This is a genomic window from Pseudonocardia sp. EC080619-01 (genome assembly GCF_001420995.1).
Classification (GTDB): domain Bacteria; phylum Actinomycetota; class Actinomycetes; order Mycobacteriales; family Pseudonocardiaceae; genus Pseudonocardia.
Map to the genome: position 1 here is coordinate 470,943 of NZ_CP012185.1, position 21,974 is coordinate 492,916.

The 21,974-nt window shown below is 72.6% G+C and carries 23 protein-coding genes; 12 read left to right on the forward strand and 11 right to left on the reverse strand.

The features are described from left to right. Positions 1–79: 79 nt before the first annotated feature. Positions 80–1,192 carry a hypothetical protein gene (locus AD017_RS30350; protein WP_145984190.1) on the forward strand — a complete coding sequence of 371 codons (1,113 nt, stop codon included), beginning with the start codon at positions 80–82 and terminating at the stop codon, positions 1,190–1,192. Between the two features lie 71 nt (positions 1,193–1,263). On the opposite strand, the gene AD017_RS30355 is transcribed toward AD017_RS30350, so the two are convergent. The 6 genes from AD017_RS30355 to AD017_RS30380 all read right to left on the reverse strand — a co-directional run bounded on the left by AD017_RS30355 (position 1,264) and on the right by AD017_RS30380 (position 6,647). After that, positions 1,264–1,899 (reverse strand): response regulator transcription factor, encoded by a 636-nt coding sequence (locus AD017_RS30355; RefSeq protein WP_060577133.1) that lies wholly within the window; start codon positions 1,897–1,899, stop codon positions 1,264–1,266. Between the two features lie 12 nt (positions 1,900–1,911). Beyond that, positions 1,912–2,715 (reverse strand): sensor histidine kinase, encoded by an 804-nt coding sequence (locus AD017_RS30360; RefSeq protein ID WP_060577134.1) that lies wholly within the window; start codon positions 2,713–2,715, stop codon positions 1,912–1,914. A gap of 101 nt (positions 2,716–2,816) precedes the next feature. Next, the gene (locus AD017_RS30365; RefSeq protein WP_060577135.1) at positions 2,817–4,118 is read right to left on the reverse strand and encodes a hypothetical protein; all 1,302 of its coding nucleotides are present in this window, start codon (positions 4,116–4,118) and stop codon (positions 2,817–2,819) included. Beyond that, positions 4,115–4,531, reverse strand: a complete 417-nt coding sequence (locus AD017_RS30370; RefSeq protein WP_060577136.1) for a hypothetical protein — start codon at positions 4,529–4,531, stop codon at positions 4,115–4,117. The genes AD017_RS30365 and AD017_RS30370 overlap by 4 nt, the downstream gene beginning before the upstream one ends. Then, positions 4,528–5,685, reverse strand: coding sequence for a hypothetical protein (locus AD017_RS30375; protein ID WP_060577137.1), 1,158 nt, complete (start codon positions 5,683–5,685; stop codon positions 4,528–4,530). The genes AD017_RS30370 and AD017_RS30375 overlap by 4 nt, the downstream gene beginning before the upstream one ends. Next, positions 5,682–6,647: a hypothetical protein gene (locus AD017_RS30380; protein WP_060577138.1), complete on the reverse strand. Its 966-nt coding sequence runs from the start codon at positions 6,645–6,647 to the stop codon at positions 5,682–5,684. The genes AD017_RS30375 and AD017_RS30380 overlap by 4 nt, the downstream gene beginning before the upstream one ends. A gap of 833 nt (positions 6,648–7,480) precedes the next feature. Here AD017_RS30380 and AD017_RS33900 point away from each other — a divergent pair. The 5 genes from AD017_RS33900 to AD017_RS30400 all read left to right on the forward strand — a co-directional run bounded on the left by AD017_RS33900 (position 7,481) and on the right by AD017_RS30400 (position 10,000). Further along, positions 7,481–7,774: a PadR family transcriptional regulator gene (locus tag AD017_RS33900; RefSeq protein ID WP_227013401.1), complete on the forward strand. Its 294-nt coding sequence runs from the start codon at positions 7,481–7,483 to the stop codon at positions 7,772–7,774. Positions 7,775–7,847: 73 nt separating this feature from the next. Beyond that, positions 7,848–7,985: a HypC/HybG/HupF family hydrogenase formation chaperone gene (locus AD017_RS36750; RefSeq protein ID WP_369821718.1), complete on the forward strand. Its 138-nt coding sequence runs from the start codon at positions 7,848–7,850 to the stop codon at positions 7,983–7,985. 38 nt (positions 7,986–8,023) lie between these two features. Next, a complete protein-coding gene (locus AD017_RS30390) occupies positions 8,024–8,467 on the forward strand; it encodes an acylphosphatase (protein WP_255358518.1) in 444 nt (147 codons plus the stop codon). Positions 8,468–8,904: 437 nt separating this feature from the next. After that, positions 8,905–9,561, forward strand: coding sequence for a nucleotidyl transferase AbiEii/AbiGii toxin family protein (locus AD017_RS30395; protein ID WP_227012950.1), 657 nt, complete (start codon positions 8,905–8,907; stop codon positions 9,559–9,561). 4 nt (positions 9,562–9,565) lie between these two features. Next, a complete protein-coding gene (locus AD017_RS30400) occupies positions 9,566–10,000 on the forward strand; it encodes a multiprotein-bridging factor 1 family protein (protein ID WP_060577140.1) in 435 nt (144 codons plus the stop codon). A gap of 105 nt (positions 10,001–10,105) precedes the next feature. On the opposite strand, the gene AD017_RS30405 is transcribed toward AD017_RS30400, so the two are convergent. Genes AD017_RS30405 through AD017_RS30420 form a run of 4 tightly spaced genes read right to left on the reverse strand, consistent with a single transcriptional unit; the run spans position 10,106 to position 13,664 of the window. Then, on the reverse strand, positions 10,106–11,044 hold the full coding sequence (locus tag AD017_RS30405) for a VOC family protein (RefSeq protein ID WP_060577141.1): 939 nt from the start codon (positions 11,042–11,044) through the stop codon (positions 10,106–10,108). Next, the gene (locus tag AD017_RS30410) at positions 11,041–11,895 is read right to left on the reverse strand and encodes a fumarylacetoacetate hydrolase family protein (protein ID WP_060577142.1); all 855 of its coding nucleotides are present in this window, start codon (positions 11,893–11,895) and stop codon (positions 11,041–11,043) included. The genes AD017_RS30405 and AD017_RS30410 overlap by 4 nt, the downstream gene beginning before the upstream one ends. A gap of 11 nt (positions 11,896–11,906) precedes the next feature. Then, positions 11,907–13,121 (reverse strand): acyl-CoA dehydrogenase family protein, encoded by a 1,215-nt coding sequence (locus tag AD017_RS30415; RefSeq protein WP_082538494.1) that lies wholly within the window; start codon positions 13,119–13,121, stop codon positions 11,907–11,909. 48 nt (positions 13,122–13,169) lie between these two features. Next, entirely contained in the window at positions 13,170–13,664 is a 495-nt protein-coding gene (locus AD017_RS30420) for a flavin reductase family protein (protein WP_227012949.1), read from the reverse strand. Positions 13,665–13,916: 252 nt separating this feature from the next. Here AD017_RS30420 and ribB point away from each other — a divergent pair, with 252 nt between their 5' ends. Continuing rightward, positions 13,917–15,146, forward strand: a complete 1,230-nt coding sequence (gene ribB / locus AD017_RS30425) for a 3,4-dihydroxy-2-butanone-4-phosphate synthase (RefSeq protein ID WP_060577143.1) — start codon at positions 13,917–13,919, stop codon at positions 15,144–15,146. An 8-nt stretch (positions 15,147–15,154) separates the two neighbouring features. Here the strand turns inward: ribB and AD017_RS30430 are convergent, their stop codons facing one another. Continuing rightward, positions 15,155–16,459 (reverse strand): CdaR family transcriptional regulator, encoded by a 1,305-nt coding sequence (locus tag AD017_RS30430; RefSeq protein ID WP_060577144.1) that lies wholly within the window; start codon positions 16,457–16,459, stop codon positions 15,155–15,157. Positions 16,460–16,530: 71 nt separating this feature from the next. On the opposite strand from AD017_RS30430, the gene AD017_RS30435 reads away from it, so the two are divergent. From AD017_RS30435 to AD017_RS30455, 5 genes are read left to right on the forward strand one after another with little or no spacing between them, the layout of a single operon-like run. Beyond that, positions 16,531–18,456 carry an acetoacetate--CoA ligase gene (locus tag AD017_RS30435; RefSeq protein WP_060577145.1) on the forward strand — a complete coding sequence of 642 codons (1,926 nt, stop codon included), beginning with the start codon at positions 16,531–16,533 and terminating at the stop codon, positions 18,454–18,456. After that, on the forward strand, positions 18,453–19,385 hold the full coding sequence (locus tag AD017_RS30440; RefSeq protein WP_060577146.1) for an amidohydrolase family protein: 933 nt from the start codon (positions 18,453–18,455) through the stop codon (positions 19,383–19,385). Before AD017_RS30435 ends, AD017_RS30440 begins: the two co-directional genes overlap by 4 nt. After that, positions 19,382–19,975 (forward strand): nuclear transport factor 2 family protein, encoded by a 594-nt coding sequence (locus AD017_RS30445; RefSeq protein WP_060577147.1) that lies wholly within the window; start codon positions 19,382–19,384, stop codon positions 19,973–19,975. Before AD017_RS30440 ends, AD017_RS30445 begins: the two co-directional genes overlap by 4 nt. Then, complete coding sequence (locus AD017_RS30450) at positions 19,975–21,045, forward strand: amidohydrolase family protein (protein WP_060577148.1); 1,071 nt, start codon at positions 19,975–19,977, stop codon at positions 21,043–21,045. The genes AD017_RS30445 and AD017_RS30450 overlap by 1 nt, the downstream gene beginning before the upstream one ends. Beyond that, positions 21,042–21,926 (forward strand): aldo/keto reductase, encoded by an 885-nt coding sequence (locus AD017_RS30455; RefSeq protein ID WP_060577149.1) that lies wholly within the window; start codon positions 21,042–21,044, stop codon positions 21,924–21,926. The genes AD017_RS30450 and AD017_RS30455 overlap by 4 nt, the downstream gene beginning before the upstream one ends. The last annotated feature ends 48 nt before the right edge of the window (positions 21,927–21,974 follow it).

Below are 21,974 nucleotides of genomic sequence, written 5' to 3' on the forward strand. Positions count from 1 at the left end.
CACATCCGTCCCGGCCGTCACACGGGCCCACCTCAGGCGTGCGGCCCGCTGGATCGTCGTCCCCCTCGTCGTCGGGCTCATGGGGATCGTGGTCGCACCCTCGGCGTCCGCCCACGGGGCCGCCGACCCGTCGATCGCCGCGGTGCTCGACCGCGTCGCGCTGGACATGCCGGGCGTCTCGCTCACCGTGCAGACGACCTCCCTCGGATCGCAGTTCGTGCTGGAGAACCCGACGCCGACCGAGGCCACGGTGATGTCGGCGGCCGGCGACCCGTTGTTCCGGATCGGGCCGGAAGGCGTTCTGGCGAACTTCCGCTCGCCGGACTGGTACACCTCCAAGCTCGTGGGAGGTGACGTGACGGTCCCGCCGCGGGCGGTCGACCGCGGCACGCCGGTGTGGGTGCGGGTCAGCCAGGACCCGGCTTGGGGGTGGTTCGACCACCGCCTGCACGACGCCGTGCTCACCGACGACCAGAAGGACTCGATGGACACGCTGGAGCCCTTCGGGGCCTGGTCGGTGCCCGTCGGCTACGGGGACCGGCAGGGCACCGTCGACGGGCACTTCGAGTACCGGCCGCCGCTCGGCTCGTTCGTCCCCTCGCTGGAGAACCTGGAGCCGGCTCCGGGAGTCCGGCTGGCTGCACTGCCCGGCAACCCCGTGCCGGGTGTCTCCGTCGAGAACCGGCGTGACCAGGAGGTGATCGTTCTCGGCGAGGTCGGCGAGCCGTTCCTGCGCCTGACGGGAGAGGGGGTCGAGCACAACGAGCTCAGCCCCACGTGGTTGGCCCAGCAGAGCGGGCAGATCGCGTCCGGCGGAGACCCGGCGGCGGCGCCGCAGTGGGTCGGGATGGGGAGCACCCCGCAGGCGTCGTTCACCGTCCGAGGTGCCGAACCCGATCTCGCTCCCGCGGAGCTCTACGCGATGACCGGCCCGGCCGACGTCAAGGACTGGTCCGTCGCGATGGTCATCGACGGACAGCGGGTCGACGTCGCCGGAGTCACCACGTTCACCCCCGTGGAGCGGGGCGGGGACGCCACCTGGTGGTGGATCGGCGGGTCGGCGGTCCTGCTGCTGCTCGTCGGCGCCGGGCTGTGGTGGTGGCTGCGCCGCGGACGCTCCGGACACGATGCCGGGCCGGACGATCATCCGGCACCGGGCTCCCACCGCAGGGAGGTCGGCGCCGACCGCTGATCGCGGTCGGGCATCGGGGGCCGGGCGGCGGTACGGCACAGGCCGCCGCCCGGCCCGTCCCGCGGCGACCCCTAGATCAGGGACTGGCGCCGTGCCTCGGCGAGCGCCTCGATCCGGCTGTGCACCCCGAGCTTGACGAACAGGGACTTCAGGTAGCTGCGGACCGTGCTCTCGGTCAGGAAGAGGGCCTGCGCGATCTCACGCGTCGACTGCCCCGTGGCGACGGCACACAGGAGCTCGTACTCCCGGGGGGAGAGGACCTGCGAGGCCGGACGACCGCCCTCGGGTCCCCGTTCGCGGGCGAGCAGCCGGGCGTCCACGTACGGGATCTGCCCGGCGACGACGGCGCGCAACGCCTCGACCAGCAGCCGGCTGTCCTTGAAGACGACACCGTCGGCGCCTCCGGCCAGCGCCGCCCGGACGGGTTCGAGCTCCTCGGTCGCCGTGTGGAGGAGCACTCGGGTCCCGGGAGCGACGGACGTGATCCGGGCGGGCATCCCGGGCGCGTAGGTCCCCTGCATCCGCAGGTCCAGCAGCACGACGGTCGGGCAGAGACGGCCGGCCTCGGTGATCGCCGTCGCGCGGTCGGACGCCCACCCGGCCACACGCAGGTCCGCGGTGGCCTCCAGCAGTGCGCCGACGCCGTCGACGACGACCGGGTGGTCGTCGACGATCAGCACCGTGGCGGGGCCGCCGGGGTCACTCATCGCGGCCGGCCGTCAGGTCGGCAGGCGTAGCCGCAGTGCGGCGCCGCCGTCGACGTCGCGCAAGGAGATCTCGCCGCCGTTCTGCTCGGCCTCACGGACCATCGAGACGAAGCCCCACCGGTTCCGTCCCTCGGGGACGGCGGCCAGGACGGTTCCCGGGTCGATCCCGCGCCCGTCGTCGAGGACCACGAGCGTGACCGAGCCCGGTGAGTAGGTCAGGGTCACCACCACCTGCGTCGCCCCGGAGTGCTTCTCGACGTTGTGCAACCCCTGCCGGGCGCAGGCGAGGACCGCGCGCTCCTGCTGTGCGGTCAATCGGCGGGCGGAACCCCGCACGATGAGCTGCGTGCCCAGGGAGCTGCGGGTCCTCAGGTCGGTGAGATCGCGGTCGATCGCGGAGGGGACGGCCTCGCCCGGGTCCGCCGGAGCCGATCCGGCCAGGATGTCCCGCATCCGGTCGGAGGCCTCGAGCACCTGCTCGGAGATCCGCTCCAGGGTCCGGTGGAGCTCGACGACGTCGTCCCCGTGGAGCGCCCGGGCCCGCTGGGTGCCGGCCGCGATGGCGAAGAGCAACGGCCCGATCTGGTCGTGCAGCGCCCCGGCGAGGTGCTGGCGTTCGGCGCCGGCCTGCCGTCGCGCGGTCTCGGCGGCGGTCTCGCCGGTCTCGACCGGACGGCGCACCGGGCTCCTCCGCAGGTCCGCGAGCGTTCCGAACGGTGCGTGTGGAACGCGCCGGTGGTGCTGCGACGACGCGACCGGCTCGACGGTGACCGCCGCGTCCGGATCCGCGGCGACGTTGCCGTTGACTGCGCACATACCTGGCCAACGAGCGAAAGTTCCCAGAAGTCCGCATCTTCACCCGTTTGCACACCAAAGAGTCCGCATATGCGGAGTATGCGTGAGTGTGTTCGAGGGTGTCAGGCGGCGAAGAGGAGCCCGACCGCGCCGATCGTCAGGGCGACCATCGCGGTCAGCATCGGGTACTGGGTGCGCAGCGCGTCGGCAGTCGGGTACATCCGGACGGCCCGGTCGTGTGCGGCCAGCGACGCGACGAGGTGGCCAGCGACGATCGCGAGCAGCTGCACGACCATGATCGACTTGGTGCCGAGCAGGCCGTAGTCGATCGCCGTACCGGCGGTGCCGAGGAGGTCGAGACCGGTCCCGAACGGGTCGCCGGCGAGGATCAGGGTCTGCTGGCCGTCGAACAGCAACAGGCTGAAGTAGTGCGCGAGCGCGTAGCCCGCCGCGATCGGGACGAGCGTCGTCGCGAAGGCCGCCGGTCCCGGCCGGTGGCCCTCGTGAGCGCGCTCCGGCGTGATCGCCGCGCAGCCGAGCAGGTAGATCACGCCGACGGCGAGGGCGGTCGCGGCGAGTCCCAGCGTCCCGGTGACGACGCCCTCGTCCACGGCCCTCGCCCACCACAGTGTCCGGGAGAGGCCGTCGAACCCGGTCGAACCGACGAGAACGACCAGCACGCCCACCAGACCGGGTCCCGGGACGACGCGGTCGAGCCCGTCGAGCGGATTGCGGACACCGAGCCGCCCGTCGACCGAGCGGCCGATCGGCGCGAGCGACCCGAGCAGGGTCGAGTAGACCTCGAAGCCGTCGCCACGGTCGAACCACGTGCGTCCGAAGACGACGGCGGCCCCCACGTGCACGACGGCGTACCCGGCGACGAACGCCGCCACCCACGTGGGATCCGAACGACCGGGTGCGACGAGCTCGAGCCAGGCGAAGGCCAGCAGGGAGCCGGCCGCGGGCCAGTAGCCGAGCCGTCCGGGCAGCGGTCGCAATCCGGTCGGTGGGACCCGCAGCAGGCGGACGAGCAGGGGGTGCAGGAGCCGCAGCGGGTTGACGAGACGGACGACAGGGCCCGCGACCAGCGACGCCGGGACCAGGCCGGCCCAGAAGGTCACGTAGAGGGCCCACGGTGCGAGGTTGTCGGAGGCCTCAGCCGGGCCGAGGAACCCCACGAGGACGACGACGGCGACTCCAGCCAGCGTCACCGCCCGCAGCACGGTACGCAGGGCGGGGTGCTCGACCGCGGCGGCCAGGCGCGCCGGCAGCGGCCGGCCGGGTCCCGTGACCCGCGGCCGCCGCCAGAGCAGAGCGAGCACGACGAAGGAGATGATGAGCGCCGCCGCCGCCGCGGCAGCGGCCGGCCCGATCGGGACGGGGAGATCGCTTCGCGTACCGATCCCGTGGGCGGGGACCGTCACCGGACCTCGACCCTCGCGAGCTGGGCGCCGCTCTCGTGCAGCTCGAACTCGAACGAGCCCGGGACGTCGGCGGTGAACCGCAGCTCGGCAGGCCGGCCCGCCTGGAGCTCGACGGCACGGTCGTACCCGTGCAGGTGCGCCTCGTCGGGGCGGTCGCTCGTCACGACGATCACGACCGGGGCACCGCGCTCGACCTCCACCCTGGCGAGGCCGCCCTCGACCTCGCCGCCGGTGACGCGCAGCTCCACCCGCTGCTCGGGTGGTGCCGCGGGTGCCGCCGGAGCAGCGGCCTTCGTCGTGGCCTGCGGTGCCCCGGCCGCGGTCGGGACCGGCGTCGGGCCGCCGCAGCCGGTGAGGGCGACGGCCGTGACGGCTCCGGCGACGCCGGCGAGGATCGTGCGGTTCGAGATCATGGGGCGTTCGCTCCTGGTGGTCGAGACGATGACGGGCGTGACGACACCAGGCCCCGTTCCGTGTGGAGCCGGCGGTTCCGCAGCGCGAGCGCTCCGGCGGTGGCGCCGAGCAGGACGATCACCGCCGCCAGCGCGGCGGCCTGCACTCCGTCCGTGCCCGGGCCGGTGCTCTCACCGGGCTGCGGCACGTGCCGGACGCCGCCGGTCAGCCGGACCTCGCGGTCGCCGAGCAGCACCGGGACGGCCCACCGGGCGGGGGTGTCGTCGTCGGGCCGCGGGACCAGCCGGGCGTCGGTCCAGCTGACCGGTCCCGGCGCCGCGTAGGGACGCCAGCCCTCGCCCGCCGGGACGGGACTGCCGGACCCGAGGAGGTTCAGGCGGTAGGTGCGGCTCGCGAGATCGGCCTCCCAGGCGCCCCCGGCGGTGCGGCGGAGGAAGGGCTCGCCGTCCAGCCCGGCGATCGAGACCGGCCCGGTCTCGGGGACGCTGAGGATCACGCTCGGCCGTGGGCCCTGGGCGACCGTCATCGATAGGCCCTCCGGGGCGGGATCGGGTTCCACCCGGAACCATCCGGCCGGCCGACGTAGCTCCAGCCGGCCGCTGACGTCCAGGGCAGCGCCGCCGACCCTGATCGGTACCGACCAGGTGGCTACGACTTCCGAGCTGCCGGGGCGCCCACCACCCGGGGCTCGCACCGCGTCCGGTCGGGTGCGGGGGTCATACCAGCGCCAGGACACGTCCTGCGACACCACGGTCCACCGGGGCGGTGCGCCGAGGGCGACGCCGTCGGGCAGGCGGGTCGGGACGTCGGGCGGGTTGCGGGACTCGAAGGTAAAGGGGTGGGCGGCGTCGACCTCGACACCCCGGGCCGAGACCCGGACGACGTCCCGGCCGTCGGGTGCCGCCAGGACGAGCGGGACGTCGGTCGAGTTGACGGCTGCGAGGGCGCCGTCCGCCATGACGGTGACCAGGCTGCCCGCGGGCGGCGCCGGTGTGACGGCGCCGAGCACCGAGACGACCTCCCGCTCGGCCGCCTCGGCGGTACCGGCCGCGACCGGTGCGGCGCAGGCAGCGGCGAGAACACCGGTGGCGAGAGTCCGGACGAGTACGGTGCGGAGGCCGGATCGCACGGCCACCCGCAGGTGCGGAGTCATCCGTGGTTCATCCCGGCGTGGTGGTCGACGGGGGCGTCCGCCCCGACGGGCCCCTGCTCGGGCTCGTTTGCGAAGAACAGCCACAGGTTGGTCGGGATGTCTCGGCCCGCGACCGTTTCACCGCCCGCCTGCGCGGAGCGCAGCGCGTCGATCGAGGTCAGGCACTTCTCCCTGCCCGCGGAACAGTTGCCGTCCCGGTCAGGCCAGACCGACTGTTCGCGGACCAGGACGACGATGACCTGCCACCAGACCTGGCCGTCCTCCGTGGTCTCGGCGATATGACTGTGGCTCGGTAGTGGAACCACGACGCCCGGCCCGACCGTCGGCACCGCGGCCGGCGGGTCCACCGGCAGCTCGCCGGGGAGGCCGGGCGCGCCGGGCAGATCCGGCGCCGGGACGCCGACGATGTTGCGGACGGCCTCGCCCGCGATCGGGTCGATCAGCACGGCGCTGGGGTGCATGGTGCACGAACCGAACGGGAGCCGCTTCGCCGTGACCGGCGGTCCGGGTTCCGGGCACTGCAGATCGACGGCGGGGGTGGGGTCTAGGCCTTCGGGGACGCCGTTCCCGTTCGCGTCGAACGTGGGGACGATCGCCCAGAACCGCCGGGCCTGCTCGGCAGGGATCCCGGCCGGACTGATCACGGGTTCGGAACCGCCGGCCGTCTCTCCGGCGATGCATTCGGGCACGTACATCTCGTCGGGGTCCGCTGCGGCCGGGACACCGTCGCCCTCACGCGCCACGCCATCGAGGTCGTCGAACGGCTCGATCGTGCAGTGGAAGTTCTGCCCGTAGGTGAAGACCTGGTTCTGTCCCTCGGCGAAGCCTTCGGTCTGATTCACCTCGAGCGGGCGGACAGCGTTGTTGCCGGTCGGGTCGGCGACGGCACCGGACACCGCGATGCCGGACGCGACGAGGGCGCAGCTCACGGAGACGATCAGCTTGGACCGGGTCAGGCGCAATGCCACTCCTCGGGGTCGGCAGGGAGCGCGGCCGCAGATCGGGGCGGTGAACTGCGACAGGCTGGTTCGGGCCGCTCACGCGGCGGGCCGGTGACCGCGGTGTCGAGGGCGTCGCCACCAGCGCGGTGCAGGTGGAAGGGGAGGGCCCGCGACCCGTCGATCTCCAGGCAACGACCGTAGGGAGACGAGCGGCGGTCGCCCACCCTCAGATGAGGGTGGGCGACCGCCGCTCGGTGTCCAGTCCGGATCTGGCGGTGAACAGGGCCTCGTGCGGTACGCAGTCCGTGTCCGTGTCCGTGTCCGGTCGCGGCGAGCTGCCGACGATCGACCGGCAGCTGGATGTGCTGTCCGGAGTAGGTCTCCGTCATTGCAGGCCGGGAGGTCTGTCCCATGGCTGGTCGTAGCGCAACGACAGGGGTTCCGCGTGGGGATCTGTCGCGAAGGCCTTCACCGTGGATCCCACGGGTTCGGAGTTCGACCCCGTGTCTCAGCTGAACACTGCCCGCTGGTCGGCTCGGCAGCCGGGTGCCCGCTTCGTGGTGGCAGCGCCCGCGGGACTGCCGCCCGGCCCGCTGGGGTGGCAGAGGTCATGGTGCTGATCTGTTGCTCATCGTGGAACGGAGAGCAGGACTTGTGAGTGAAGTCACTCCCTGGCAAAGTCGGAGTCGCACGAGGCCCCGTCCACCACCGTTGGGGGCCACCCATGGCTGAACTGGAACCGCGGAACTTCCTGACACCGTGTCTGCTGCTCCTGCGCGAGCAGGACGACCACGGCTACGGGCTGGCCGGACGGTTGCGCCCGCCTGCACGATGGTGAGGGCGACGCCGGTGGGATCTACCGTGCCCTACGCGGGATGGAGAAGCGCGGATTCGTCCGATCCGAGTGGCACGCCTCGGCCGTCGGGCCCGCCCGGCGCACCTACCACTTGACGGCCGCGGGCCAGGCTCACCTGGACGGCCAGGTCCGGAATCTCGAGGAGGCGCACGCGGCACTGCAGGAGTTCCTGGACCGCTACGCCGCGGTGAACGGGATCGCTCACGAGGGGGTGACCCATGCCTGCTCCGAGCCCCCGCGACGGCGACCCGTCGCCTCCACCCTGCGCCCCCACAGCCGCGACATCGAGTGAACCTGACGGTCGATCCTGCTCCGGTCCGGAGTGCATCACCTGCTCGGACGCGGCGGTCGAGGCCACCGTCGCGGTGCTGCTCGACGACGAGATGGCGTTGGTCGACACCGGCGCCGGCACTCATGAGCAGGTGAGCATCGCTCTGGTCTCGGCCGCGGTCGGCGACCGGGTGCTGGTGCACGTCGGTGAGGCGATCGGGCGGCTCGGATGACCGGTACGGTCAGGACTGTCGAGCGCCGGACCGTCCGGGTGACCGGGATCGTGCAGGGCGTCGGCTTCCGACCGTTTGTGTACCGGGCGGCGACCGGTCTGGGGCTGTCCGGCTTCGTCGGTAACGACGAACGCGGGGTGCTGATCGAGGCCGAAGGCCCCGCAGGCGCCTTGGACGAGCTACTGCGCCTGTTGCGCGAACAGGCTCCACCGCTGGCAGTGGTGGGCGGGGTGCTGGCCAGGTCCGTGCCGCCGCGCGGCGGCACCGGGTTCACGATCGCGGCCAGCACCGCGGCGGTCGGCTCGGCTGCCACCCTCATCTCGCCGGACACCGCGACGTGCTCGCACGGTCGGGTGTGGTCGCACTCGGTCGGTGAGCTGTCGACGAGGTGTCCAGGACGACCTTCGAGCGAAAGCTGTCGTCGGATCGCGCCCGCACGGGTACCTCAAGCTTGCCCCTTCCCGCCGAGCTGCGCGAGGTGACGAGGGTGGAGGACCGGGTCGAGATCCGTCGGCTGCGCCCGTGCGGGCCTGCCGATCGAGAGAGCGCACGGCAGCTGGGCTTAGCCCGGAAGCGGACCCGGTCAGCGCCACATAGCGATCGTTCGCCGGACTACCAGCGGCAGGCTCGGAGATCGGTGGTCGACGCCGACGAGCCGAAGATCTGAGCGAGTTCCGGTGGAGCGAGTCAGCGCCTGCGCGAGTGTCCGAAGGGGTCGCGCCGTGCACGGCGGCACTGAGCAACTTGATCGTCCGGGCCTACCGCGGCGAGCTCGTTGAAGCGGCGGCGCGGCCAGACCGATTGTCGTCGTAGCTTCGATCGTAGTTATCACATATGATAAGATCTCGCAGTGGATGGCCGAGAACGTGATTCACCCACGCGGCACTCGCTCGGCGAGCTAGGGCCCGAGCTGACTGCTGTGCTCGAGTCCGCCGCCCGCCTACAGGAGATCGTGCCCGATGCGGTTCTGGTCGGTGGATCCGCGGCCGCTCTCTATGCAGGGCATCGCGATTCGTTCGATCACGACCATGTCCTCGCTGATCTGCGCGACCGGTTCGACACGGTCTTGGAGGCGATCGAGTCGGAGGACGGCTGGGTCACCAACCGTGTGAGGCCGGGGAAGATCATTTTAGGTCGGTTGGGAGACATCGAAGCGGGTGTCCGGCAGATGATCCGGGCACGCCCACTGGAGACCGCGACTGTGCAGCTGGCCTCCGGGCGCGAGCTGCGTGTCCCTACGGCCGAGGAGACGCTCCGGATCAAGGGGTTTCTGATCGTCCGCCGAAATCAGACTCGGGACTACCTGGATGTCGCAGCCCTCGCCGACCGTTACGGCATTGCCCCATCGGCCGCAGTGCTTGCCCGGCTCGATTCCTACTATCAGGACCAGCGTGGCGAGGGGCGCGGTGTGGCGGCACAGCTTGCTCGGCAACTGGCCGACCCCCGGCCCAAGGACGTCTCTGTCACCGGACAACTCGACGCGTACCGCAATCTCGCTGCCCGGTGGACCAAGTGGGAGCAGGTTCGTGAGGTATCCGGGGAGATAGCCGCCGAGATGGCTGAAGGTGAGGTGTGACGTAGTGACCCTGTCCTTTCGGAACCTGACGGTCGACCCGTCCGATCCGGTACGTGACTGGCCGACCGAGGCAGTGCAGGCAGCCCTCGAACGGGGTGATCTCGGCCATTGGCAACGGCTCAGCGCCGAGATCCGGCAGGAGCCGTGGGGCCGGACCGCCCGTCAGGTGGAGGAGGTTCTCACCCACTCGCGGCCCTACGGCGTCGCCGAGCTCATGGAACGTGTGATCGCTCGGGCGCGCGATCGCGCGGTAGCCGCCGAACGCGAGACCGTAGCCGCCGAGGTTCGTCGCGCCATCGAACGAGCGAACATGACCCGCGCCCAGCTCGCCGCACTGCTCGGCACCTCGGCGTCGCGGCTGTCCACCTATGCCAGCGGCCGCGTCACACCGTCGGCGACGTTCATGGTTCGCCTGCGTCGCACCCTCGACTCTGGGTGACCGGTCGCGCGACACGACTCGGGCGGGCGGACCTCGACGACGGTGAGGTGGCGGCCAGTCCGTTGGGGGAGGGAAGCCAGGGCCGGTCGGCCCCGGCATGCCCCGTCAGCCGGGCAGGTGGGCTCCGGTCATCAGTTCGGCCAGGTCGTCCGGCCGCAGGAACGACGGCGGGGGTGGCGGCCCCCAGGAGAACAGCCCCTTGGCCCCCTCCAGGGTCTCCGGCGTCCACAGCTGGTCGTCGATGACGGAGTCCATGTCGGAGTAGTACTCGGAGAAGTTCCCGGCCGGGTCCTTGAGGTACCAGAAGAAGTTCGACCCGGCGTGGTGGCGGCCGAGGCCCCACACGTGCCGGTCGGGGTCGGCCTCCAGCATCGCGGCCGCGCCGCGGCCGACGTCGTCGACGTCGTCGACCTGCCACGAGGTGTGGTGCAGGAAGCTGACCGGCGCGTTCATCGCGAGCACGTTGTGGTGGTCGGTGGAGCAGCGCATGAACGCCCCGGCGCCGGCGACGCGGTCGGAGAGCTTGAACCCGATGCCGTCGAGGAAGAAACGCTCGGTGGTGGCGATGTCGGTGCTGCCGAGCACGACGTGGCCCAGCTTGCGCGGGCGGACCCGGTCGTCGCGCAGGACTCCCGGCGCGCGGGCGCCGGCGCGCTCGATGCGGCCGGGCCCGTTGTACGGCGTCGGGGCCACCTCGGGCTGCACGATCCGCGGGGTGACGGCGACCTGGACGTCGACCCCGCTGGCGGGCTCGGTGGTGTGCAGGCGGTCGCCGTCGCGGGTCGAGAACACCCCCATCGACGCCAGCCCGGCGGCGGCGCGGCCGAGGTCGTCCGGGTCGTCGGCGCCGACGGTGATCGCAACGAGCCGGCGGACGGCGGTGCGGACGAGGGTGAGCTGCTCGCCACCGTCGGTGGTGGCGAAGCGGCGCTCTTCGGAGGACCCGCCCTCGACGGGGGCCAGGCCGAAATCGGTGTAGTACTGAGCGGTGGCGTCGAGGTCGGGTACGCCGATGGTGACCGAGGCGAGGCGGTGCAGGCTCACGATGTTCTCCCGGGGACGAAGGTCTGGGTGAGGGTGCCGATGCCGGAGATCCGGCTGGTGAGGACCTCGCCCGCCTGCAGGAAGCGGGGCGGGGTCCGGCCGGCGCCGACGCCGGCGGGGGTTCCCGTGAACAGCAGGTCGCCGGGAAGCAGCGGCGTCACCGCGGACAGGCCCTCGATCAGCGCGGGGATCCCGAAGAGCAGGTCGCCGGTGGTGCCGTCCTGCACGGTCTCGCCGTCGACGGCGCAGCTCAGCGCGAGCGTTGCGGGGTCGTCGAACTCGTCGACGGTCACGACCCAGGGGCCGGTGGGTGCGAATCCGCGGTGGGACTTGCCGAGGCTGAACTGCGGGGCGGGGCCGGACAGCTGCCCGACCCGCTCGGACAGGTCCTGCCCTGCGGTCAACCCGGCCACGTGGGACCAGGCGTCTGCGGCGGGGATCCGGTCGGCGCGCCGGCCGATGATGGCGACGAGCTCGACCTCCCAGTCGGTGTTCCCGCCGGGTGGCAGCTCCACCGTGGTCACCGGCCCGGTCAGCGACGAGCGGAACTTGGTGAACACCGGCGGGAACCGGTCCGGGACGGCGAGCTTGGACTCCGCGGCGTGGTCGCGGTAGTTCAGGCCGATCGCGAACACCTGCGCGGGTGCGGGCACCGGCGCGCCCAGCTCACCGTGGGTGAACGGGACGGCGTCGGCGCCGTCCACAGCGCACGCCCAGGTGGTGAAGGCGTCCCAGTCGTCGTAGACATTCTGTGGGTCCGGGCCGAATCGGCCGTTCGATGCCTTTTCGGCGTCGACCGCGCCGCCGTCGGTGAACACGGCGAGGCGGCCCGCCAGGTTTCCGTAGCGCATCAGAACTCCTCTCAGACCAGGGCCGTCACGTCGCCGCGGATCCCCAGCAGGGACTTGCCGTAGACCTCGGTCGCGATCTCGGGGTTGACGACGGCGTGGCGGCTGGCGGTCTCGGAGTCGCGCCAGATGCGCTGCAGCGGGCTGGATTCGGCGAACGACGAGGCGCCGTGCGCGGAGACGAGGATGCGGATCGCCTCGCGGGCGTGGGTGACCGCGGCACCGGTGTCCATCCGCAGCCGGGCCCGGGTGTCGTAGTCGGGGTACTCGCCGCGGGCGGCGTAGGAGTCGATATCGGCGGCGGCGCGGTAGGCATGCAGGTGCGCGGAGTCGATCAGCGACGCGGCCTTGGCGACGGCGAGCTGCACGGTCGGCGCACCGACCTGGGTGTCGTAGAAGGTGTAGGAGATCGAACGCTTCGGGGCCTTCTCACACACGAGGTCCAGGGCGGCCTGCGCCATGCCCAGCTGCGGTCCGGCCAGCACCAGGGCCGCGACCGGCACGAACGCGGACCGGTAGAGCGCCTCGTCGGGGTGGGCGAGCTCGTTCGCGCCGACGATGGCGGGCCCGACCGAGACGTAGCGGTGGGTCGGGACGAACACCTCCTCGGCGACCAGGGTGTTGGACGCGGTGCCGCGCATGCCGGCGACGAACCAGGTGTCCTCGACGGTCAGATCGGACATCGGGATCAGGACCATGCCCTGGTCGGTCGGGGTGTCATCGGCGTCGGTCAGCGGGAGGCCGACCAGCGCCCACTCGGAATGCGCCGAGCCCGACGCCCAGCCCCAACGGCCGGTGACGATCCAGCCGCCCTCGACCGGGCGGGCCGCGCCGGTCGGGGCCAGCACGCCGGCGACCCGGGCGTCCGGGTTCTCTCCCCAGACGTCGCGCTGGGCCTGCTCGGGCCACAGCCCGGTGAACCACGCGCAGACGTTCATCAGGGTCGTGACCCATGCCGTCGAGGCGCAGCCCCGGGCGAGTTCCCGGGAGACCTCCAGCTTGGTGCGGAAGTCGGTCTGCAGACCGCCGAACCGGGTGGGACGCATGATCGACAGCAGGCCGGCCTCGTCGAGGGCGGTGATGTTCTCCTCGACGACGCGGCGGTCGGCCTCGGTGGTGGCGGCGTTGCCGGCCAGCAGGGGGACGAGCTTGGCGGCGCGGCCGACGAGGTCGGCTCGGCGTTCGCGGTCGGCGTCTGTGGCGCCGGGTCGGTCCAGGATGATGCTCATCGTCGAGCTCCTTGTCATGAGTGCGTGCGGGTCATGAGTGCGTGCCGGTCACGGTGCGAATGCGGAGTGCGTGCCGAAGGTGCGGCGAGCGTGGACCAGGGGCGCGGCCTCGGCGGTCGCGGCGGTGTGGACGGTGACGACGAGCAGGTCGTGGTCACCGGCGGGCACCCTCTGCCGGACCGTCCCGGCCAGCCATGCGGTCGTGCCGGGCAGCCGCGGGGCGCCGTCGTCGGCGCTCCAGTCGATGCCGGCGAACTTGTCGGCCCCGCGCCGGGCGAAATGCAGCGCGAGGCCCTCCTGCCCGTCGGCCAGGACATTGACCCCGAGCACGGCGCCGGCGTGCAGGTGCCCCAGCAGCGCCGAGCCGTGGTCGAGGGCGATCGACACCAGCGGCGGGTCGAGCGACAACGAGGCGAGGCTCGACACGGTCGTCCCGTGCGGACGGCCGGCCTCGGTCAGCACGGTGGCCACCGTGACCGGTGCGCACACCGCGCCCATGAGGTCCCGGAACGAGGTCCGGTCGATCGTCGGTGATCGGTCCACCTGAAGCTCCTTCGCCCCGTGCCGGATGTCGGTGGTGCCGGATCAGGAGACCGCCGCACCGGGTCGGGCCGCTTGGTCCCGGAGTTCAAGCCGCGGCGACCGCGTTGAACCGGGGTGACGGCGGTCACGGCGAATCGCATTCGGGGACCAACGGGTCCCGACGGCACTGCGCCGGGAGTACAAGCGCGGCCCCGTGCCGCACTGGTCGACTGCCCGGAAGCAGTTCAGCGCCGAACGCAGCAGGAGGCAGTCATGCGATCCACCGACCACGTCGGGGCCGCGGTCGCGGCGATCCGGGACGGCGGGACAGTCGTCGTCCTCGATGACACCGACCGCGAGGACGAAGCCGACCTCGTCGTCGCCGCGCAGTACGCGACCCCGCAGGTCGTGGCCCGGTTCCTCGACCACACCTCCGGGTTCCTGTGCGTGGCGCTCGCTCCGGAGCGGGCCGACGCACTGGAGCTGACGCCGATGGTCACCGACAACGGGGACCCGCACGGCACCGCGTTCACCGTCTCCGTCGACGTCCGCGTCGGCACGACGACCGGGATCAGCGCGGCCGACCGGGCCGCGACCTGCCGGGCGCTGGCATCGGACGCGACCCGGCCCGCCGACTTCGCCCGGCCCGGTCATGTCCTGCCGTTGCGGGCCCGGCCCGGCGGGGTGCGGTCACGTCGCGGGCACACCGAGGCCGGGGTCGACCTGTGCCGGCTCGCTGGGCTCGCACCGGCCGCCGTCATCTGTGAGCTCGTCACGCCCGACCGGCTCGACATGCTCCGCGGCGCCGACGCCGTCGCGTTCGCCCGGCAGCACGGGCTGCCGGTGATCACGGTCGGGGCGCTGGCCGAGCACCTGTGGGCCGCGGGCCCGTCTCGGGTGGTGTGCACGGGTGACGCCCCGATCACGACATCGGCGGGGGAGTGCACGGCGGTCGCGTTCGCCGACCGGGTGAGCGGGGTCGAGCACGTCGCACTGGTGTTCGGCGACCCCGCCGCGCTCGCCGACGGTGACCCGGTGTTGTGCCGGGTACACAGCGAATGCTTCACCGGCGACGTCCTCGGCTCGGCCCGCTGCGACTGCGGCCCGCAGCTGCACGACGCACTGGCCCGCATCGCCGCGGCCGGGCGCGGGGTTTTGGTGCACCTGCGCGGCCACGAGGGGCGCGGTATCGGGCTCGGCGCGAAGCTGCGGGCCTACCGGTTACAGGACGAGGGCCTGGACACCGTGGACGCCAACACCGCGCTCGGGCTGCCGGTCGACGCCCGCGACTGGGCCGCCGCGGCCGCGATCCTGCGCGATCTCGGTGTGACCGAGGTCGACCTGATCACCAACAACCCGGCGAAGATGACCGGCCTGCGCGCGCACGGGGTCGACGTCCGCGACCGGGTGCCGTCCCACCCACAAGCGAGCGAGGACAGCGTCGGCTACCTGGCCTCCAAACGAGACCGCCTGGGACACCTGCTCGGCCCGGTGCCGGCGTGAGCGCAGGCTCAGTCCGCCCGCAACACAGCCTCGCCGAGCTCGTCGGCCAGCAGCAGCGCCACATGCAGGTCCAGCCGGCGGTCGCCGGCCGGGCGGTCGAGGATCTGCTCGGCCCGCTTGACCCGGTAGGCGACGGTGCCGCGCGCGACGTGCAGCTCCCCGGCCACGGTCACCAGGCTGCGCTCGGCGGCGAGGTAGTGCAGCAGGGTTGTGCGCAGGTCCGCCATCTGTGCGCCCGGCGCGGCGAGCCCGCCCAGCTCACGCCGGACGAACTCCCCCGCCGCCGTGAGATCCCCGGCGAGCAGGGCTGGCACGGCGACGTCGTCGTACTCGGTCGTGCCGTCGTGGGCGTCGCCGCCGATGCGGCGCAGGCGCTCCGCGCGCAGCGCCTCGCGGTGGGTGCGGCGGAAACCGTCCGGACCGGGAGCCGGGGTGCCGAACGCGACCCGGATCCCGTCGCCGGGGGTGACCGGGGCCGGCATGTCCGGCTGCCCGGGGCGGACGGTGCCCCATGCCCAGAGCTGCCCGGAGCCGACCGGGACGATCAGGGTGGTCGTCGCGCCGCGGGCCTGCAGCGCCTCGGTCGCCGCGCGGTGGAGCCCGGCGTCGGGCCTGACCGATCGTGCCCACACGACAGCGCCGAGATGGGTGCGAGACAGGTCGTAGTCCAGGGTCCGCGACGCCGTCACCGGGTCGGGACCGTCGGCACCGCCGTCGAGCACGGCCCGCACGGTCTCCGCGCGGGTCGCGGCGGCGCTGGTGGTCCAACGGTCGTACTCGGCGAGGTACTCGCGGGTCATGGCGTCGGAGAAACCGTCGACGAAGGCGAACAGTTCGTCGGTGATGGCTTGCATCTCGTCGGGCAGCCGGGCCGGGTCGACGCGCGCCTCGCAGGCCCGCAGGAACCCGCGGGCCATGTCGGCATGCCCGAGACGGATGCCGCGCAGTACCCCGTCGAGGGAGATGCCACGCTGCACGAATTCGCGGATCCCCTCCAGCGACTCGCCGGTGATGGTGGCGAGTCCGGCGTCGGGCTGGGCGAGCAGCAGCAGGGCCCGCAAGACCGAGGACTCGGTGCCCCGGCGCAGCATCTCGAACGGGGCGTCGCCGCCGCCGAACGCGGGAATCTCGCGGATGATCCGAGCGGCCATGTCGTGACCGATCGCGATCGCCCAGGACACCGGCGCGGCGCCGACCCGCGACACCGCGTCGCCGACGCTCCCGGGCGTCCCGGCCGCATCGCCCACCGCGACGTCCGCACGCGACGGCGTGAGGCCGAGCAGCCACTCGCGGCCGGGCACGGTCCTCGTCATCGAGCCCCCTTCGGTCCGTTCCGCCGATTATGCGCACCCCCGGGGCGCCCCTACCGCAAGGAGTACGCAGCATGACCATCCTGCGCGAGCCCGACCCGGACGTCCTGGACTCCACGGCGATCGGTGACTTCGTCACGTGGCTCCGCGCCCGCGGCCACGGGTTCGACTCCTACGACGAGCTGTGGCGCTGGTCGGTGGCCGACCCGGCCGCGTTCTGGGCGGCGGTGCGGGACCATTTCGGCGTCGACGGCCTGTCCGACGAGGTGCTCGCCGACCCGGTGATGCCCGGGGCCCGCTGGTTCCCCGGCAGCGCACTGAACTACGCCGAACATCTGCTGCGTGCGTGCGGGCAGGGCGAGGGGACCGTGGTGATCGGGTACTCGCAGACCCGCCCGACGGTCGAGGTGAGCGGTGCCGACCTCGCGGAGCAGGTGGCGCGGTGCCGTACCGGGCTCGTCCGCCTCGGTGTCGGCCGGGGTGACCGGGTCGTCGCCTACCTGCCGAACGTCCCCGAGACACTGGTCGCGTTCCTGGCGTGTGCGTCGCTGGGCGCGGTGTGGGCGTCGTGCGCCCCGGAGTTCGGGGCGCGCAGCGTGGTCGACCGGTTCGCCCAACTCGAGCCGTCGGTGCTGCTCACCGTGCCCGGCTACACCTACGGCGACAAGCAGATCGACCGCACCGCGGAGGTCGCGGCGATCCGCGCCGGGCTCCCGACACTGCGCCACGTCGTCGCGGTCCCGTACGGACCGGGCGAGGTCCCCGGCGCCGTCGACTGGCCCGATCTGCTCGCCACGTCCGGTGAGCTCACATTCGAACGGGTCGAGTTCCACCACCCGCTCTACGTGCTGTTCTCCTCCGGGACCACAGGCCTGCCGAAAGCGATCGTGCACGGCCACGGCGGGATCCTGCTCGAGCACCTCAAGACCCACGCCCTGCACCTCGACCTGCGGCCCGGCGACCGGTTCTGCTGGTTCACCACGACGGCGTGGACGATGTGGAACATCCTCGTCTCCGGGCTGCTGCGCGGCGCCGGAGTCGTCCTCGTCGACGGCAACCCGATGTTCCCCGACCTCGGCGAGCAGTGGCGGATCGCCGCCGACGCCGGTGTGAGCCACCTGGGTACGAGCCCCGGCTACGTCATGGCGTGCCGGAAGGAGGCGACCGTGCTTCCGGCCCTGCCCTCCTTGAGGATGCTCGGCATCACCGGTGCTCCACTGCCGGACGACGGTTTCGACTGGGCTGCCGAGCGGCTCGGGCAGCGTGTGATCATCAACTCGATGAGCGGGGGCACCGACATCTGCTCCGGCTTCGTCGCCGGCAACCCCTGGTTGCCCGTGCGCCGCGGCGAGCTCGCCGGGCCGTGTCTCGGCGTGGACATCACCGTGTTCGACCCGGACGGCCACGAGATCGTCGACGAGATCGGCGAGCTGGTGGTGCGTCGCCCGATGCCGTCGATGCCGGTCCGGTTCTGGAACGACGACGGCGATCGCCGCTATCGCGCGTCCTACTTCGACACCTACCCCGGCGTGTGGCGGCACGGCGATTGGGCGACCCGCACCCGTCACGGCGGGTTCGTGATCTCCGGCCGCTCCGACGCGACGCTCAACCGCGGCGGCGTGCGGCTGGGCACCGCGGAGTTCTACGCCGTCGTCGAGGAGCTCTCCGAGATCGCCGACTCCCTGGTCGTGCACCTGGAGGATCCGGCAGGGGGCCCGGGACGGCTGCTGCTGTTCCTGGTGCCCGTCCCCGGAGCCGAGGTCGACGACGCGCTGCGCGCCCGCGTCCGCACCGCCCTACGCACCCAGCTCTCCCCGCGCCACGTCCCCGACACGATCGAGGCCGTACCCGCCATACCCCGCACGATGACCGGCAAGAAGCTGGAGACCCCGATCAAACAGATCCTGCAGGGCCGCGCCGTCGCCGACGTCGTGAGCCCCGGCGCCGTCGACCGACCCGACACCCTGGCGGCCTTCCTCCCCACCGGAGCGACCCGATGACCCTGATCGACCTGCACTCCCACTTCGTCACCCCCTCCTACGTCGACGCCGCCCGCGCCGCCGGGCACACCCACCCGGACGGGATGCCGGGCTGGCCGGACTGGGACCCGGGCCGCCACCTCGAGCTGATGGACGCCTGCGGCATCGCGACATCGGTGCTGTCGATCTCGTCGCCGGGCACCCACTTCGGCGACGACGCCGCCGCCCGCAGGCTCTCCCGCGAGGTCAACGAGGCCGGCGCGGCCCTGCACGCCGACCAGCCGGAACGGTTCGGACACCTCGCCTCGCTCCCGCTGCCCGACGTCGACGGCGCTCTGGCCGAGGCCGCGTACGCGCTCGACGAGCTCGGCAGCGACGGCGTCACCGTCGAGACCAACGCCGGAGGCCGCTACCTCGGCGATCCCACGTTCACACCGCTGTGGTCCGAACTGGACAGTCGCGGCGCGGTGGTGTTCGTGCACCCCACCTCACCGCCGCACGCGACCGCGCTGACCGCGGGCCGGCCGCGGCCGATGCTGGAGTTCGTGTTCGACACCGCCCGGACCTACACCGACCTCGTGCTGTCCGGGACACTTGCCCGCTTCCCCAGAATCCGGTGGGTCGCCACCCACGGCGGTGGTGCGCTGCCGCTGCTCGCCGACCGGATCGAGCTGTTCCGCATCGCGTTCGGGACCGGGGAGGGTGACCCGGTAGCGGCGCAGCTGCAGGCGTTGTGGTTCGACACCGCCGGGACGCCGTTCCCGCACCAGGTCCCGACCCTGGAACGGACCTTGGGCGTGGAGCGGCTCGTCTACGGCAGTGACTTCTGCTGGACGCCTGCCCCGGCCGTGCACGCTCAGGTCGCGTCGCTCGATTCCGCGCCCCCGGCCGCCGACGGGCGCAGCTGGCGCGAGCTGACCACCGCCAATGCGCGACGGTTGCTCGGATGAGCGCCGCCGACGTCGCGGCGCTCGTCGTGGGGGAGCGTCAGGCCCGCGACCGCGGGTGGTGGGATCGCATGGCCGACGCCTACTGGCCGGACTCGCAGGTGGACCTGAGCTGGTACACCGGCGACGGGCCCGGGTTCGTCGCCGCGTCGCGGGCGATGAGTGAGTGCGGTGACCTGAGTGTGCACCGGCTCTCCCCACCGGCCGTGCAGGTGGTGCGGGAACGGGCCTGGGCCGAGGTCCCGGCGGTAATCGAGATCCGCACCGACGTCGACGGTGTCCTCGCCGACCTCGCGTCGTGCACCCGGATCGGGTACCGCTGCGAACGGCGCGACGGCGCGTGGCGCATCCTCGCCCTCGACTGCATCTACGAACGGGACACGATCACCGCGGTCCTGCCGGGGGAGACGGTGCCGCTCGGGGCCGGCGCGCTCGACCGGTTCCGGCCCGCGTACGCCGTACTCGCCTGGCACCTCGACCGGCGGGGCTACACGATCGGGGCCGACCTGCTCGGCGACGACCGGCCCGATGAGCGCGACGCCCACTACACCCGCACGCTGGACTGGCTCCGCGATACCGAAGGAGACCTGTGATGAGCACGTTCGCCATCACCGGCGCCCGGATCTTCGACGGCGACACGGTGCGCGGGATCGGCACCGTCGTCGTCGCCGACGGGTCGCTCATCGACGTCGGACCCGACGCCGTCGTGCCTGATAACGCCACCGTCGTCGACGGCAGCGGTGCGACGCTGCTGCCCGGCCTGATCGACGCCCACGTACACCTGTCCGGCCGGCAGGACCTCGACTCGCTCGGCGCGCACGGGGTGACGACCGCGTTCGACATGGCGTCCTGGCCCGTGTCGCTCACGGAGGCCCTGCGTGCCGAGACGGGGACGGCGGGCCTGATCAGCGCGGGCGTGCCGTTCATCGGCCCGGCCGGGCCGCACTCCCACTTCGGCATGCCCGAGTACGCCATCGTCACCGACCCCGGGTCGGCGGCCGACGGTGTCGCCCGCCGGATCGCGGACGGTTCGGACTACATCAAGGTCGTCGTCGAGGCACCCGGCCGCGGGGGGCCGTCAAGCGAAGTCGTGGCGGCCGTGGTTCGGGCGGCGCACGCGGCCGGACGGCGGGTGGTCGCGCACACGAGCCACATCGACGCGTTCACCCTCGCCCTCGACGCCGGTGCCGACGTCCTGACCCACGTCCCCACCGGGACGCCCGTGGAGGCGACGATCGCCCGCCGCATGGTCGACGAGGGCCGGATCGCAATCCCGACCCTGAGCGTCGCCGAGGTGCTCAGCGCGATGATGCCCGGCGCGAGCTACGACCCCGCGCGAGCCTCGGTGGCTGCGATGCGGGAGGCCGGGGTCCCGGTGCTCGCCGGGACGGACTCCGTCGAGCAGCCCGGCGTGCCGTTCTCCATCCCGCTCGGTGTCACCCTGCACCACGAGCTGGAACTCCTGGTCGGGACCGGGTACTCGCCGGTCGAGGCGCTGCGCGCGGCCACCGCGCTCCCAGCGCTGTGGTTCGGACTCGACGACCGGGGCCGGATCGCGCCCGGGCTGCGGGCGGATCTGCTGCTCGTCGACGGAGACCCGACGACCAACATCAGCGCGACCCGCAACCGGCGTCGGGTGTGGATCGGCGGTGAGCAGGCGTGACGGTCGACGACCGCCCGCGGCCGGGCGGCACCTTCCCGCTGGTCGGGCACGACGTGGCCCGTATCGGCTACGGCGCGAGCCAGCTGGCCCGCCTGGACCAAGACCGCACCACAGCGGTCACGGTGCTTCGTCGCGCCGTCGAGCTCGGGGTGAACCACGTCGACACCGCGCAGTTCTACGGCGACGGGATGGTCAACGACCTCCTGCGGGAGGCGCTGCGGCCGGAGGACGCGGTGGTCGTGGCGACCAAGGTCGGTGCCGACCCCGATCCCGGTGGACCGTTCCCGATGCGGCTTGCGCAGCGGCCCGATCAGTTGCGCGCAAGCGTCGAGAGCAACCTTCGCAGCCTCGGTGTCGACCATCTCCCGCTGGTGAACCTGCGCCGGCTGGAGGGCACGTCGCGGATCCGGGCCGAGGGCGACCAGGCCGTCGACCTCGACGATCAGCTCGATGTGCTCACTGCACTGCGTGACGCGGGCACGATCGGTGGGATCGGGTTGAGCAGCGTGGAACCGGAGACCGTGCGGCGGGCGATGCCGGCGGGCATCGCGTGCGTGCAGAACGAGTACAGCCTCGTCGAGCGCGGCGACGACGGCCTGCTCGACCTGTGCGCGGCCGAGGGCATCGCGTGGGTGCCGTTCTACCCTCTGGGCGGAGCGCTGGCGGGTGCTCGGCGCGTCGTCGACGAGCCGGCCGTGCGCGCCGCCGCGGAGGAGACCGGCGCGATGCCGTCACAGATCGGCCTGGCTTGGCTGCTGCGCAGGAGCCCGAACGTGCTCCTCATCCCGGGCACGGCGAGGGTCGATCATCTCGAGAACAACATCGACGTGGCGTCGCTCCGTCTCGGAGCTGCGGCGCTCGCCAGTCTTGACGCGGGATGAATTGCCGAGGTCGCCCAGCCGACGCGTGACACGTGTCGTGACACGAAA

Excerpts from the sequence above, each read along its gene's own strand:
- AD017_RS30350 (WP_145984190.1), top strand. The coding sequence starts at position 80 with ATGGGGATCGTGGTCGCACCCTCGGCGTCCGCCCACGGGGCCGCCGAC.
- AD017_RS30355 (WP_060577133.1), bottom strand. The coding sequence starts at position 1,899 with ATGAGTGACCCCGGCGGCCCCGCCACGGTGCTGATCGTCGACGACCAC.
- AD017_RS30360 (WP_060577134.1), bottom strand. The coding sequence starts at position 2,715 with ATGTGCGCAGTCAACGGCAACGTCGCCGCGGATCCGGACGCGGCGGTC.
- AD017_RS30370 (WP_060577136.1), bottom strand. The coding sequence starts at position 4,531 with ATGATCTCGAACCGCACGATCCTCGCCGGCGTCGCCGGAGCCGTCACG.
- AD017_RS30375 (WP_060577137.1), bottom strand. The coding sequence starts at position 5,685 with ATGACTCCGCACCTGCGGGTGGCCGTGCGATCCGGCCTCCGCACCGTA.
- AD017_RS30410 (WP_060577142.1), bottom strand. The coding sequence starts at position 11,895 with ATGCGCTACGGAAACCTGGCGGGCCGCCTCGCCGTGTTCACCGACGGC.
- AD017_RS30415 (WP_082538494.1), bottom strand. The coding sequence starts at position 13,121 with ATGAGCATCATCCTGGACCGACCCGGCGCCACAGACGCCGACCGCGAA.
- ribB (WP_060577143.1), top strand. The coding sequence starts at position 13,917 with ATGCGATCCACCGACCACGTCGGGGCCGCGGTCGCGGCGATCCGGGAC.
- AD017_RS30430 (WP_060577144.1), bottom strand. The coding sequence starts at position 16,459 with ATGACGAGGACCGTGCCCGGCCGCGAGTGGCTGCTCGGCCTCACGCCG.
- AD017_RS30435 (WP_060577145.1), top strand. The coding sequence starts at position 16,531 with ATGACCATCCTGCGCGAGCCCGACCCGGACGTCCTGGACTCCACGGCG.
- AD017_RS30440 (WP_060577146.1), top strand. The coding sequence starts at position 18,453 with ATGACCCTGATCGACCTGCACTCCCACTTCGTCACCCCCTCCTACGTC.
- AD017_RS30445 (WP_060577147.1), top strand. The coding sequence starts at position 19,382 with ATGAGCGCCGCCGACGTCGCGGCGCTCGTCGTGGGGGAGCGTCAGGCC.
- AD017_RS30450 (WP_060577148.1), top strand. The coding sequence starts at position 19,975 with ATGAGCACGTTCGCCATCACCGGCGCCCGGATCTTCGACGGCGACACG.